Here is a 13,650-nt window from a genome sequence, read left to right as displayed (position 1 = left end):
CTGGCAGGGCATCCAGCCTACATCAGCCGAGTGATGGGGAGTTGTTCCAATAAATGACTGATCAATAGCACGCGCTTGGTGCCCAGAGGGGTGTGCAGTGTCCTGAGCCTTGGTTCGGCTACCCAATGCAAAGTTTGGGCGGCTTTCCATACCAATTCCGTGCAATAAAGGCTGGGATTGTCGAAATCAAATTTCCCGTCGAAAGTTGTGCCAATCCACTGGGTGGCCAAATGAGCTATGTCTGAATCTTTTTTCGGGAAAGGCAAGTTCCATTTGAAAACACAAGCTGAAAAAATGCCTGGTGTTTTCAGGAAATCATCAAGACTTTCCAGAATAACTTTGTCATAATCCGGGGTTGCGTGAATTACGTTCCATTGGTTATTTGATCCTGTCTGGTTGGCGAGGATCCCCACATGGGTAAATTCGCTTTGTTCGTCGAACCAGCGTACAACCTGTCCTTCTCTCGATCGGGTTCCCCGGAAAATCAATCTGCCGCTGGACAGCGTGTCGATGTCAATATCGGCCGGAAATTTTGAATTCGTTGTAAGGCTGGAATTTTTCAAAGAAGCGGATAGCGCAGACACCAGCCCAAGCTGGAGCCAGTGTCTGCGGCTAAGGCTTATTTGATGTAAATGTACCATTTGCCATGATGTTGACGCAGGTTGATGCGTTCAGACGAGGTGCGTCCATTGTTGTGCGTGATCTTGACAGTCACCAAGGCCGTTTCTCCTTGTTCGCTTTCCAAAATCGTTTCGATTTTATTCACTGATCGATTGCCTTGAGCCTGAGCTCCTCTCTGCATTTCTAATGCCATTTCCAATTTGGCATCGGTTGCTTCGCTGCGTTGACTTGGGTGTATGCGTTCGATGGCCTGGCTGACCTGTCCGTTGCTGAGTGCTTCGAAAAATTCACGTGCCGTTCGCTCTGGTGAAGAGCCACCAAAAGAAAATAACTGACCCAACCAATCACCAAGTCCAAAGGTCGAGCCCGCTGTTGGAGCTGGTGAGCCACTGGTTCGGCTCTCAAATTCAGCAGCAGCCCGAGCAATGTCAGCTTCGGTAGCTTCACGCCAACCCTCATCGCCTCGATACAAGGTGATTTGAGTGGTGGTATTACGCATACCTGTGGGCCACTCACTGGCAAATGTAGGAGATTGGGCGAATGCAGGAATGCCCTCCCATGCATATCGGATTTGCATCAATTCCAGCCGTTTGCCTTCTTGGGTTTTTCTCACTGCAGCCGCCCGTGCAGGATCGGTGTCTAGGGGGAGCAACTCTGTCTGTTCAAGTCGGACACCCGTGGCCAGGCACAGCGATGAGCCTTTGATGTACCGCTGCGCAGCCGGCCCATGTTCATAGATGAGATTTCCAAATCTGTCTTGACCTCGGCTAACGTAAATATCGCCAGCGACAAGTTCGTTCATCCACGCAACTGTGTCCCGATTCCATGCATAAACAGTGACTGTTCTATGCTGGTAAGGGAAATTGGTTAGGCACGTGTTGCGTAACAATCGAGCATGGTTGGCGTCAATCCATTGTTGTGCCAGCGCCAGTTGTTGTCTCGTGTCGGGCGGGTTGTTTTTCATGGCTGACCAAGCCCATGCACCCAAGCCTATCGCAGTCGTGACCACGGCCACACCCAATATGGCAAGCAAAGTCTTTCGATTCAAACTGGGCAGACTGATGGCAGGGGCTGACTGGCTTGGGGATTTTTCCGCAGCCGGGGTCTTCCTCTGCATAGGTGCACCACAGTTGTCACAAAAAGAGGCATCCTCCTCATTAGAGGTGCCACATTCTTTGCAGAATTTTGTCATGGCATGCCTTTATATCAATTTGTGACCGCAGTGCTCGCAGAAGCGATCGCCTTCTTGAACGGTTCCTTTGCATTGGGGGCAATTGATCGATGCCGGCGTAGCAGCGAGCTGTTCTTCACCGGTTTGGGTGGAGCCAGCCGTCATGGGTGCAGACTGGGTCTTTGCTTTCTCCTTGATCTCATCGGCTTTTTTCTTGGCTTCTTCGATAGCCACCGATGTCTTCTGGCGGATATTTTCTAAATCGACTTTTTGCGAAAACTCACGCCATGTCAATATGCCAACCATGAGAGGCAGTAGAAAGACGAAAGCAGAGACTGCGGCAAATGTCAGGCCGAAGCCGATCAGTGCTCCGCTGATATGTCCACCACCGCCAAAGCTGCCTGCCATCATGGATGGGATGTCTAAGCTGATGCTGCTTCCAATAATTGGGATAGCCATTCCTGCAACGATGGTGCTTGCAACAAACGTCAATCCAAATATGATTGAACCGATGATGGTGGAAATGACGAAGCCGCCAAAAATCTTGAAGAAGGCAGCAAATGGATAACGTTTTGTGATTTCCCAGGTGATTGAAATGGAGTTCAGTACTTTTTCGCCATCCCAGATCGCTGGTGCAACAATTGAGGCTGCCATGTAAGATCCAATCATGGTCATCGTCACGATCAGGATAGACATTGGAATACCGACTACCAGAAGCAGTGGGCCAATTCCAGGGATTTTGCATATCAATAGAATAATGGCAACTGCCAGTATTGCAATGATATATAGAATGAAAAGAATAATGCTGGCGCCGATCAGCTTTGGCAGGCTGATCAATCCGGCGATCAAGTAGCCTAAAACTCCGCGAAATGGACTCTTGTTGACAAAGTCTGTCAGGCAGATTCCGGCGCCATTGACGCCTGCCATAAAAACAATGATTGCCAAAAGGCTCAGTAGAAACAAAAAGAACCAAGAAATTTGCGTCAGCATTCCCCCTAGGGCGAAGAGTAGCATGGCAACCAGGCCGCTCGTTGCCATGACCATGACCGCTTGCCAGCAAGTCAACGCTTCAGGAATACGAAAGATCGAATACGGATTTTCAGAAAGTATTTGTGATTTCATGATTTGACAAGCCGTGGTTTAGTCTGTGGTTTGGGTATTGCTCAGCGGGCATTCTGGTACTTTGCCCCACATGTCACCGCAATACCGGTGTCGCGTGGTCAAAATACAAGCGCCTCTTGCGATCAGTCCGCCTCTGCTATCGCAAGCCTTGAGTTCGGCTTGCAAAATTTCAAGTGGTGTGCTAGGCGTTGTGGGGGCAGGGGGGGTGGTCGCAGGTGGCGCAGGTGGCGGCTCCGGCGCTGGCGCAGGGGTGGTCTGCACTTGCGTGGTTGGTGCCGGGGTTGTCGTCCTGGTGGGAGGGGCGGTAGGGGTTGTTGCCCTTGGTTGTGGACTGGTCGCTGTTTGAGCGGGTCTGGGTTGAGGCGTTGGAGCCTGCTTTTCGATAGGAGGTGGCGGGGGCTCAGTGGGTGTTGCTGCTGTTTCTGAAGGTGCCTCGGGGATGGTCGATTCGACGATCTCTTCAATCTCGATGGCTGATGCCTCTGTGGATGGCGCAATATCGGTCTGTGCTGCTGTGGAGGAGCCGGTGCTATCGTTCACCGATATGTCAGAGCTTTTTGCTGCCTCTGCTACAGCTGGCGAAGATGGTGCAAGATACCACCATGTTCCTGCTGCCATAGCCAGTGCAATCGCCAGCCCAGCGGCTGCTAATAGCATCAGATTTTTTCGTGCCGGAGCTGGTGCCGGAGCTGGTGCCGGAGCTGGTGCCGGAGCTGGTGCCGTAATTATGAATCGATGACCGCACGCCGAACAAAATTTGGCATCGGATTTGTTGGCTGCCCCGCATGCTGGGCAACTTTTACCGAGTTCTGCCCCGCAGGACTTGCACCTTTTGGCGCCTATTCGATTCTCGGTCTGGCAGGATTGGCAGATTATTGTCATATTTCTCCGTATCTATCAAAAACAAGTGCCTCGGATAATCGAAGTATTTCGATTTCGATTGGCTTTGTAGATGAAACCCGAGCAGCAAGGCCAATGCTCAAGGTTTGAATCGAAGTCAGATGTGCCAAGCGGTCATCGCCCGATGGATGACCTAGACCATGAGCCCTCCCTCACTCGGTTTGGTTAACTCTCTGTGGATCACTATACATTATGTTGCAAATTCTGCCTACATCATGATCTGGGGGCCGGGCGGTGGCTGCGCCACTGGCGTTCATGGCTGAACATGCAACTGGCTTCGTTGTGCAGTTGGTTGTCCCGACCCTTCGGCCTGGCGGGGCCGGTCCGCGAGAGAGGCGGGGTCCCATCACGCCCACGGGCAACCGCATGCGTTCCATCGCTGCTGGTCGCTCTTCCCGACCCCAATGGCTTGCACGGCCAGTCGGCATGGGCGATCGCCGGGATCCGGCGGACGTCTCGAGCAGGGTCTCAAACCGTGGCTGTCATACCGGTCATCGGTCGGTGTCGGAAAACCAGTCGTTTTCGATATCCACCGCGAACGAGCCCCGTCCATGGCCGAGTGGCCCAGGCGAATCGGCGCCCAGGACCGCCGAGAGGCACAGCGCCGCGATAGCAAGGCTCGTCGTGAGCCGGCAACCGGCGGGCGCCCGAGGATCAGGTCCGCCCGCCAGGCATGAGGCGAGAGCGCCGCCTCATGAGCGGTTGTCCAGGTCGGGGTCCCATCCACCCCCCATGACCTTGAACAGGGTCGCAGTGGCGGTCAGGCGATCGCGCACGGCCTCGCTCAGGGCCAGTTCCGCCTCCAGCAGGGCGCGTTCGGCATCCAGCAATTGCAGCAGGCCGATCATCCCCTCGCGGTAGCGGATCTGCGCCAGATCACGGCTGTCCTGGATGGCGCGGACCTGGCGGTTGATCGCCTCGACCCGTTCCTCCGCACTCTGATAAAGAGTCAAAGCGTCGCGAACCTCGCGAAAGGCCGTGGTCACGGTGACCGCGTAGCGGGTCTCCGCCTGGTCACGCAGGGCTTCGGCCGTTTCCACTCCCGCACGTCCGCGTCCGAAATCCAGCAGCGGACCGGCCACCGAGGCGCCCACCCCCCAGGTTTCGGCGGACGCCGTGAACAGGTCGGCGGTATCCGTGGCCGCACTGCCCAGCAAAGCCATCAGGTTCAGCCGTGGCAGGCGATTGGCCTGGGCTACGCCGATCCCGGCGGTGGCGGCGATCAGTTCCGCCTCGGCGGCGCGTATGTCGGGGCGGCGGCGCAGCATCTCCGAAGGCAGGATGCCGGGCAGGGCCGCGGGCAACTGCAGATCGGCCAATCGGCCTGGGCCGAACTCCGAGGGCGCCATCAGTTCGGCCGGGCTCATCCCCACCAGCACCGACAGGGCGCTTTCCAGTGTGCGTACCCGCTGGCGTATCGCCGGCAGCCGTGCGCGTGTGGTTTCCAGCTCGGCCAGGGACTGGCGCAGGCTCAGTGCGTCGGTCTCGCCGGCTGCATGGCGCACGCGCTCCAGCTCCACACTCCGTTCCCGGGTCTGCACGGTGCGTTCGGCGATCGCCAACTGCGCCTGAGCGTCACGCAGGTTGATGTAGGCGGCCACCACGTCGGCCACCACATTCAGGCGCACCGCCTCGTGTGTGTATTCCGACTGCCTCAAAAAGGCTTCGGCGGCCTCCCGCTGGCGTGCCAAGCGGCCCCAGAGATCCACTTCATAGGCGAGCATGCCGGTGACGGTGAACAGGTTGTCGATTGAACCCTGATCCCTCGGTACCGGCGAGAGGCCGGAGGGCTGGCGTTGACGCGCTCCCTCGGCCTGCGCCGAAAGCGTGGGCAAGCGCTCGGCTTCGGCCAGCCCAAGGCGGGCGCGGAACTCACCGATGCGCTGCAGTTGCAGCCGGATGTCGAGATTGTCGTCCAGGGCGCGGGCGACCATGGCATCGAGCACGGGATCCTCGAAGCGCGTCCACCATGCGCGCCACTCAGCGGCTTCCTCCGGGACGATCAGGGCGGTATCGGGCCAGGTCTCGGGCAGGTCCATCGCTGGACGCTGATAGTTCGGGCCGACAGCACAACCGGCCAAGACCAGGGTGCTCATGACAAGGATGGTCCACTTACGCACGCTTTTCCTCCGGCTCATCACGCTGACTTTCCCGACGCGCCTGACGCCAGGAGGCCAGGTCTTCGAGCAACTTGTAGAACAAAGGCACGAACAGCAGGGCCAGGGTGCTGGCGGCGATCATGCCGCCCACCACCACCGTGCCGATCTCCTGCCGGCTGGCAGCGCCGGCGCCACTGGCGAACACCAACGGCAGGGTGCCGATGATGAACGTCATGGCGGTCATGACGATGGCGCGGAAACGCTGTCGGGCCGCGGTGGTGGCCGCCTCGGTGGAGCTCATCCCTTCGCGGCGGTTCTGGGCGGCGAACTCGACGATGAGGATGGCGTTCTTGGCCGCCAATCCGATGAGCACCAGCAGGCCAACCTGGAAGTAGATGTCGTTGGGGAAGCCCCGCAGCAGCGAGGACAGGGCCGCACCGAAGACACCGAAGGGCACGGCCGTGGCGACCGCCAGCGGCAGGGTCAGTCGCTCGTATTGCGCCGCCAGGATCAGAAACACCATCAGCAGGCCCAAACCGAAGGCCGCCAGGCCCGTGCCAGCCGCCACGTCCAGCTGATAGGCCTCGCCGATCCAGCCCAAGGTGACATCGGCCTGCTCGGCGGTCTGCGCGATGACCTCCTCCAAGGCGAGCTTGGCCTGGCCCGTGGTATAGCCGGGCGCCGGGTCGCCCAGCAGCTTGGCGGACTGATACACGTTGAAGCGGTTGATGATGTCAGCGCCTGCGCCGCGCTCCAGTTCGACCAGCGCACTCAGCGGCACCATCTCGCCGGCGTCGGAGCGCACGAACACATGCCGCAGGTCATCGTCGCGGCCGCGGAATTCCGCCTCGGACTGCACGTTCACGCGCCACAGCCGACCCCGGTAAGTGAAGTCGTTGATGTACAGGGCGCCGAAGGTGCTCTGCATGGCATCAAAGATGCTGTTGATGGGCACGCCCAAGGCCTTGGCCTTGTCCCGATCCACGCGGGCGGTGTAGCGCGGAATGCCAGTGTCCAGGGTGGAGCGCACATTGATCAGCTCCGGGCGCGCGTTGGCAGCCGCCACCGCCCGTTGCGCCAACGCCTCCACTTCGGTCGGGCGCACATCGCCGCGCACCTGCAGATAGCCTTCCACACCGCCTGTCAGAGAAAGCCCCTGGATCGGTGGCGGCACGAAGGCGAACACATTGGCCTCAGGGATGCGGGCGCCGATCCCCATGACCCGCCCAGCGACCGCCTGGGCATGCTGGTCGGGCCGGGTGCGCTCGGACCAGTCGGTGAGGTTGAGAAACCCCACCAGGGCGTTGCTGCGCAGCGAGCCGGCAATGATGTCGAAGCCGGCGAAGGCCGTGAACTGCTCGGCTTCATCCAGTTGCACCAGCTGGCTGGAAAGCGTGTCGCGCACCGCCTCTGTGCGCCCCAAGGCCGACGCCGGAGGCAGTTGGCCCACGACCAGGGCCACGCCTTGGTCTTCCTGAGGAACGAGCCCGGTGGGCAAACGATCCAGCATCCACAGCGTGGCGCCGCAGAAAGCGACGAACAGGGTCACGCCCATCACCGGCCGGCGCAGCAGCACCTCGACCAGATAAACGAAACCCTGCGTGACGCGGTCGAAACCCCGGTTGAACAGGGCGAAGGGCGCGCTCACCGTGTGCTTTTGCTTGTCCAGCAGCAAGGCGCACATGGCGGGCGTGAGGGTCAGGGCGACCACGCCCGAGACCACCACCGACACCGCGATGGTGACCGCAAACTGGCGGTACAGCTCGCCGGTCAGGCCCTCCAGGAAGGTTACCGGGGCGAACACCGCCACCAACACCAGGGTCGAAGCAACCACCGCCCCGGCCACCTGTTGCATGGTCTCGATGGACGCCTCCCGCGCCTTCAGCCCCTGCTCGTTCATCAGGCGTTCGACGTTCTCCATCACGATGATGGCGTTATCCACCACGATGCCGATGGCCAGCACCAACCCGAACAACGTCAGCAGGTTGATGGAAAACCCGAAGGCCTGCATGCCGGCGAAGGTGCCGATCAGGGACACCGGAATCGCGGCCACCGGAATCAGCGTGGCGCGCAGATGCTGCAGGAACAGGAAGGTCACCAGCACCACCAGCACCACCGCCACCAGCAACGTGATGATCACCTCACGCACCGAGATTTCGACGAACTCGGTGGTGTCGTAGGCGACGGTGTACTCGAGCCCTTCCGGGAAGCGGCTGGCCAGGTCGTCCAGTGTCTCTCGCACCGCCCGGGCAGTGTCCAGTGCGTTGGCGCCGGGTTGCAGGTAGATGCCCAGCGGCACCGTGGGCTCGTTGTTGTAGGTGGCGGAGAAGTCGTAGCGCTGCGAGCCGAGCGTCACCCGGGCCACATCGCCCAGGCGCAAGGTGCCGCCGGTGTCGTCCGCACGCAGGATGATCCGCTCGAACTCCTCGGGCAAGGAGAACTGTCCGGGGGTGGTGATGGTGTAGGTGAAGGCCTGCCCGTCCGGGGAGGGTTCGGCGCCGATCTGCCCGGCAGCGAACTGGGCGTTCTGCTCCCGCAGGGCGGCGGCCACGTCCGAGGGCGTCAACTCGAACTGGGCCAACTTGTCCGGACGCAACCAGACGCGCATGGAATAGTCCTGGGCCCCGAACAGCGAGGCTTCGCCCACGCCCGGCACGCGCACCAGTTCATCCAGCACGTTGAGCAGGGCATAGTTGCTGATGAACAGGGAGTCATAGCGACCGCCGGGCGAGCGCAGCACCGGCACCATCAGGATGTTGGTGGAACGGGCCTGCACACGCACACCCTGGTCGCGCACGGGCTGCGGCAGGCGTGGCAACGCCGCCTGCACCCGGTTGTTGACGTTGATCGCCGCCTGGTCCGGATCGGTCCCCATGCGGAAGGACACCGCGATAGTCAGCATGCCGGCATCGGTGCTGGTGGACTCCATGTAGATCATGTCGTCCACGCCGTTGATTTCCTGCTCCAAAGGCGCGGCCACCGCCTCGGCCAGTACCTCGGCGCTGGCCCCTGGATAAGTGGCCTGAACCACGACCTGGGGAGGGACTACATCCGGATACTGCTCCACGGGCAGGACACGCAGGGTGGCCAGCCCCGCCAGCACGATGATGAACGAGATCACCGAGGAGAAAATGGGCCTGTCGATGAAGAAGCGCAACATCAGCGTGTCACTCCCGTCGGTTCGCCGGCCTGGGCCTCGGTGGCCGCAACCCGCATGCCATCACGCAGGGCCACCGTGCCGTTGACCACCACACGCTCGCCCGGCGTCAAACCCGAGACGATGACCTGGCCCTCGTCGATCATGGGCCCCAGTGTGACTGTGCGCGCGCGCGCCTGGCCTTGTTCGTCCACCACGAACACTTGCGCACCTTCCCGCCCCTGGCCAACGGCGGCCGGGTCAACAACATAGACATCGCTCAGGGTCTCCAGCACCAAGCGCACCCGCACGAACTGGCCGGGAACCAGCCGGCCCTCGGGGTTCCTCACCACGACCCGGGCAGAGACCGTGCCGGTGCGGGGATCGACGGTGCTGGCGGTGAAGTCCACTTCGCCGGGTCTTTCATACCAACTGCCGTCTGGCAGGCGTACCCGCGCCTCGCGGCGGTGTTGGCCACGGCCGCCGGCGGCCATGGCCTGCCGGGCCAACCCCTGGGCCAACGCATCGTTTTCGGGCAAGGCGAAGCGCACATGGACCGGATCATGCTGGGTGAGGGTGGTCAGCAGCGTCCCGCGCTCGATGAGGCTGCCCTCGGGGAAGCTCTCCAGCCCGGTGATCCCGCTGGCCGGGGCGCGCACCTCGGTGTAGCGCAGATTACGCTCGGCATCGGCCACCGCGGCTTGCGCCAGCTGCACGCGGGCCTCGGCCATCTCGCGATGGGACTCGGCTTGGTCCCGTTCCCGGCGGCTCACGGCATCGCTGGCATAGAGGTTCGAGATCCGCTGCCACTCCCGTTGCGCCTGCGCCAGGCCAGCCTCGGCATCGGCTTGCTCGGCCTGGGCCCGGCGCAGGGCGATCTCATAGGGCTCCGGATCGATGCGGAACAGCACCGCGCCCGCCTGCACCGGTTGCCCTTCTTGATAGAGCCGCTGTTCCAGGATGCCATCTACCCGGGCGCGGATCTCCAGCTCCCGCAGGCCGCGCACCCGGCCGGCATATTCGGCGGCCACCTCGACGCTTCGGGGTTCGACCGGGGTCACGGCCACAGGCAGGGGTGGGCGTTCCTGCTGTTGTCCGGCATCCCCAGCGCCCCCGCCGCAGGCCGCGATGAAGCCGAGCATGAGCAACGGCAGGAAGTTACGCACCGGGCGCGACACCGGGTGAGTCAGCATGGTTCGAAACATGAATGTGTTACTCCTGATCTTGGGTGGTTTCTGACAATACCCAGCCTCATGCGGGCGGCGTGGGGCATCATCTGAAGGAGTCGAGAGGCTTGCCGCATCCCGACCGGTGTCAGTGCCTATCCCCGGACAGCACGCCCCGCAGATAAAGCTCGAAAATTTCCTCGAAGGCCGCCTCGGCGTGGCGGACACCGCCAAGGCTGCTGATCGACAGCACGAAGCCGTAGAGCAGATACCCCAGCGCATCCAGAGCCGCTTCCGCACAGCCCGGTCGCAGGCATCCGCTGTCCTCCATGGACTGGAACAATGCCACCCATTCCTGGCGTTCGGCCTCTTTGTAAAGGAAATAGAGCGGCTTGCTGCGGTCACGGAATTCGGCACGTTCCTGGATGAATAGTTCCACCATCTCGGGCCGGGTCTCGAAGAACCGCACATAGGCGCGCACGGCCGCCCGCACCTTGTCCAGAGGATCGGCCCGATCCTCGACGGCCGCCTGGGTCAGGGCCCTGAGCTGATCGAGCCCATGCCGAAGGGTGGCCAGGAACAAGGCTTCCTTGCTGGGGAAAAATCGATACACCGTGCCCTTACCCACCCCCGCGCGCAGGACCACATCTTGTACCTCGCAGCCACGATAGCCATGTTTGGCGAACACCTCGGCCGCCGCAGCCAGGATTTCGGCCTGCCGAACGGCAGGGGGTTTGTGCTGACGAGTGGGTTTGCTGGCGATCATGCGCTGGAACTGATCAATATGGACTTCTCATAGAGTGGACTGTCTGGTCCGTCCGTATCTTAGTCGGGCAACGAGAAGCCGTCAACCTCATCATCAGTGCCTGACCCGATGCCAGGGGTGATTGGTACTGTCGCCTCCGCTGGCGGGTGGCTTGGGGCCGCGCACCGCTCAAGAGTGCCAACACATCAGGGGCTCGAGGGGGTGACGCTCCAACTGGCGCCCACGGGTTCGCGCAGCGCGGCCAACGCCCACGGCAGCGATTCCCTGAGCTGTGCAGCCAGGGTGAATGGGGGGTTGATGACGTGCATCCCGCTGGCCCGCATGCCACCATGGTGCTGGCCTTGGGCCACCTTGGCGGCTGTGCCTTCTTCGGGCAACAAGCCCACGTTGAGTTCGGCTTGGAGCCAGGGGCGTTGCAGCCGGGTGCCCAGTGCCTTGAGTTTGCGCGCCAGTGCATGGGCCTCGGGGCGCGCGATGATCGGATACCAGACCGCGTAGGTGCCGGTCGGAAAGCGCTTGAGGGCGTCTTCCAGGCAGTCCAGTACGGCCGGGTAGTCGGTTTTCAGTTCGTAGCTCGGGTCGATCAGCACGGCGCCACGGCGACTCGGTGGCGGCAACAGCGCTTTGAGCCCATCAAAGCCACTGCGGCGCAGCACCTCGATCTGCTTGCCTTTGCCCAGTTCCTCCACTTGCTTGGACAGCAGCTTGGCGTCGGTGGGATGGACTTCAAACAGCTTGAGCTTGTCCTGCGGCCGCAACAGGGTTTGGCTGATCCAGGGAGAACCGGGGTAAACGCGGACACGGCCATCCGCGTTGAATTGCTTGACGGTGTTCAGATAGTCGGCCACCGCGTGGGGGATGGCCTGTGCTCGAGCGGCAGCAGTCTCGGCGGCCGTCATCAGTCGCAGGATGCCGGCGTCTGATTCGGCCGAGGTGCGGGCATGGCCCTGATCCAAGCGATACTGCCCGGCCCCGGCGTGGGTGTCCACGATCTGCAAGGCGGTGTCCTTCTGGCCCAGATAGCGCAAGATGGCCAACCAGGTCAGGTGTTTGAGCACATCGGCGTGATTGCCGGCGTGAAAAGCGTGGCGGTAGGAAAACATGGGCCGATGGTACTGCACCGCCATTGATTGGCTCAGCGGTTTCGGGTTACAATGAAAGGCTTCGCAGCGATTTATGGTTCCGCGGCGAAGTGGTCTGCACAAGGCCAAACACCACCTAAGAGGCTGCCATCAGAGCGGCACCGACCGTGGAAAAGGACCTGCCAAACCAACTCTGTGAGAAATCTCATGACCAAAACCTTCAGCGCAAAACCCGCTGAGGTGGTGCACGAGTGGTTTGTGATTGACGCCACCGACAAGGTGCTCGGACGTGTCGCCAGCGAAGTGGCACGCCGTCTGCGCGGCAAGCACAAGGCCATCTACACCCCTCATGTGGACACCGGGGACTACATCGTCGTGGTCAACGCATCCAAACTCAAGGTCACGGGCACCAAAGCCCTGGACAAGGTGTACTACCGCCACTCCGGCTTCCCCGGTGGCATCTATGGCACCAACTTCCGCGACCTGCAGGCCAAGCATCCCGGCCGTGCCCTGGAAAAAGCCGTCAAAGGCATGCTGCCCAAAGGCCCTCTGGGTTACGCCATGATCAAGAAGCTCAAGGTGTATGGTGGTGCCGAGCACCCGCACACCGCCCAGCAGCCCAAAGTGTTGGACATCTAAGGAGCTCACATGATTGGTGATTGGAACAATGGTACCGGTCGTCGCAAATCCAGCGTCGCCCGCGTGTTTCTGAAAAAAGGCTCCGGCAAGATCACGGTCAACGGCAAGGACATCGAGCAGTTTTTCGGCCGTCAGACTTCGATCATGATTGCCAAACAACCCTTGGTGCTCACCGAAAACACCGAAACGTTCGACATCCAGGTCAACGTCCACGGTGGTGGTGAATCAGGCCAGGCCGGCGCTGTGCGCCATGGCATCACCCGCGCGCTCATCGACTACGATGCATCGCTCAAGCCCGTGTTGAGCGCTGCTGGTTACGTGACCCGTGACGCCCGTGAGGTGGAGCGCAAGAAGGTCGGTCTGCGTTCTGCACGCCGCCGCAAGCAGTTCTCCAAGCGCTGATCGCTGCGCAAGCGCTGTGTCAAAGCCGCTGCTGGTGTGTCTGCCAGGGGCGGCTTTTTGCCGATGGAGAGAAGAAAAACCCTCTTGCCAACACCGGGAATGGCCGCACAGACCGAATTCCCGACTGCTTTGATTTACTATTTCGATGTTTGTTGATATTGGGAATTCACACATGAGCGCTGTAGCTGAACACGTCGAAGCCGACATGCCCGCCCCGCTGGTCTTCACCGACAGCGCCGCAGCCAAGGTCGCCGAGCTCATCGCCGAAGAGGGCAACCCGGACCTGAAACTGCGCGTGTTCGTGCAGGGAGGCGGTTGCTCCGGCTTCCAATACGGCTTCACCTTCGACGAGGTGGTCAACGAAGACGACACCCAGATGTCCAAAAACGGTGTGACCCTGCTGATCGACGCCATGAGCTACCAGTATCTGGTGGGCGCCGAGATCGATTACAAGGAAGATCTGCAAGGGGCGCAATTCGTCATCAAGAACCCGAATGCCACGACGACCTGTGGCTGTGGGTCGAGTTTCAGCGTCTGAGCCATCCG

General features: G+C 61.0%; 13 protein-coding genes. 4 read left to right on the top strand and 9 right to left on the bottom strand.

The window, feature by feature from the left end; genetic code table 11:
- Window positions 1–17 precede the first annotated feature (17 nt).
- From HZS63_RS01235 to HZS63_RS14200, 4 genes are read right to left on the bottom strand one after another with little or no spacing between them, the layout of a single operon-like run.
- Complete coding sequence (locus HZS63_RS01235; RefSeq protein WP_180682196.1) at window positions 18–584, bottom strand: YiiX/YebB-like N1pC/P60 family cysteine hydrolase; 567 nt, start codon at window positions 582–584, stop codon at window positions 18–20.
- A gap of 35 nt (window positions 585–619) precedes the next feature.
- Window positions 620–1,813, bottom strand: coding sequence for a DUF4878 domain-containing protein (locus HZS63_RS01230; RefSeq protein WP_180682195.1), 1,194 nt, complete (start codon window positions 1,811–1,813; stop codon window positions 620–622).
- A 9-nt stretch (window positions 1,814–1,822) separates the two neighbouring features.
- Window positions 1,823–2,914 (bottom strand): zinc ribbon domain-containing protein, encoded by a 1,092-nt coding sequence (locus tag HZS63_RS01225; protein ID WP_180682194.1) that lies wholly within the window; start codon window positions 2,912–2,914, stop codon window positions 1,823–1,825.
- Between the two features lie 18 nt (window positions 2,915–2,932).
- Window positions 2,933–3,757, bottom strand: a complete 825-nt coding sequence (locus tag HZS63_RS14200; protein WP_425505907.1) for a zinc ribbon domain-containing protein — start codon at window positions 3,755–3,757, stop codon at window positions 2,933–2,935.
- Between HZS63_RS14200 and HZS63_RS13895 the strand changes: the two genes are divergently transcribed.
- Window positions 3,650–3,904 (top strand): hypothetical protein, encoded by a 255-nt coding sequence (locus HZS63_RS13895; protein WP_246316068.1) that lies wholly within the window; start codon window positions 3,650–3,652, stop codon window positions 3,902–3,904. The genes HZS63_RS14200 and HZS63_RS13895 overlap by 108 nt on opposite strands.
- A 602-nt stretch (window positions 3,905–4,506) precedes the next feature.
- On the opposite strand, the gene HZS63_RS01215 is transcribed toward HZS63_RS13895, so the two are convergent.
- The 5 genes from HZS63_RS01215 to HZS63_RS01195 form a co-directional block, all read right to left on the bottom strand.
- Window positions 4,507–5,910, bottom strand: a complete 1,404-nt coding sequence (locus HZS63_RS01215; RefSeq protein ID WP_219339042.1) for an efflux transporter outer membrane subunit — start codon at window positions 5,908–5,910, stop codon at window positions 4,507–4,509.
- Window positions 5,911–5,926: 16 nt separating this feature from the next.
- Window positions 5,927–9,073, bottom strand: a complete 3,147-nt coding sequence (locus HZS63_RS01210; protein ID WP_180682191.1) for an efflux RND transporter permease subunit — start codon at window positions 9,071–9,073, stop codon at window positions 5,927–5,929.
- On the bottom strand, window positions 9,073–10,254 hold the full coding sequence (locus HZS63_RS01205; protein ID WP_219339041.1) for an efflux RND transporter periplasmic adaptor subunit: 1,182 nt from the start codon (window positions 10,252–10,254) through the stop codon (window positions 9,073–9,075). The genes HZS63_RS01210 and HZS63_RS01205 overlap by 1 nt, the downstream gene beginning before the upstream one ends.
- A gap of 109 nt (window positions 10,255–10,363) precedes the next feature.
- Window positions 10,364–10,981 carry a TetR/AcrR family transcriptional regulator gene (locus tag HZS63_RS01200; RefSeq protein ID WP_180682190.1) on the bottom strand — a complete coding sequence of 206 codons (618 nt, stop codon included), beginning with the start codon at window positions 10,979–10,981 and terminating at the stop codon, window positions 10,364–10,366.
- A gap of 185 nt (window positions 10,982–11,166) precedes the next feature.
- Entirely contained in the window at window positions 11,167–12,084 is a 918-nt protein-coding gene (locus HZS63_RS01195; RefSeq protein ID WP_180682189.1) for a 23S rRNA (adenine(2030)-N(6))-methyltransferase RlmJ, read from the bottom strand.
- A gap of 186 nt (window positions 12,085–12,270) precedes the next feature.
- Here HZS63_RS01195 and rplM point away from each other — a divergent pair, with 186 nt between their 5' ends.
- The 3 genes from rplM (at window position 12,271) to erpA (ending at window position 13,642) form a co-directional block, all read left to right on the top strand.
- The gene (gene rplM / locus HZS63_RS01190) at window positions 12,271–12,702 is read left to right on the top strand and encodes a 50S ribosomal protein L13 (protein WP_180682188.1); all 432 of its coding nucleotides are present in this window, start codon (window positions 12,271–12,273) and stop codon (window positions 12,700–12,702) included.
- 9 nt (window positions 12,703–12,711) lie between these two features.
- Window positions 12,712–13,104 (top strand): 30S ribosomal protein S9, encoded by a 393-nt coding sequence (gene rpsI, locus HZS63_RS01185; RefSeq protein ID WP_180682187.1) that lies wholly within the window; start codon window positions 12,712–12,714, stop codon window positions 13,102–13,104.
- 172 nt (window positions 13,105–13,276) lie between these two features.
- Window positions 13,277–13,642, top strand: coding sequence for an iron-sulfur cluster insertion protein ErpA (gene erpA, locus HZS63_RS01180; RefSeq protein WP_180682186.1), 366 nt, complete (start codon window positions 13,277–13,279; stop codon window positions 13,640–13,642).
- Window positions 13,643–13,650: the final 8 nt, after the last annotated feature.

Source organism: Tepidicella baoligensis (assembly GCF_013432195.1).
GTDB lineage: Bacteria > Pseudomonadota > Gammaproteobacteria > Burkholderiales > Burkholderiaceae_C > Tepidicella > Tepidicella baoligensis.
This window is presented reverse-complemented; position numbering and strand designations above follow the sequence as displayed.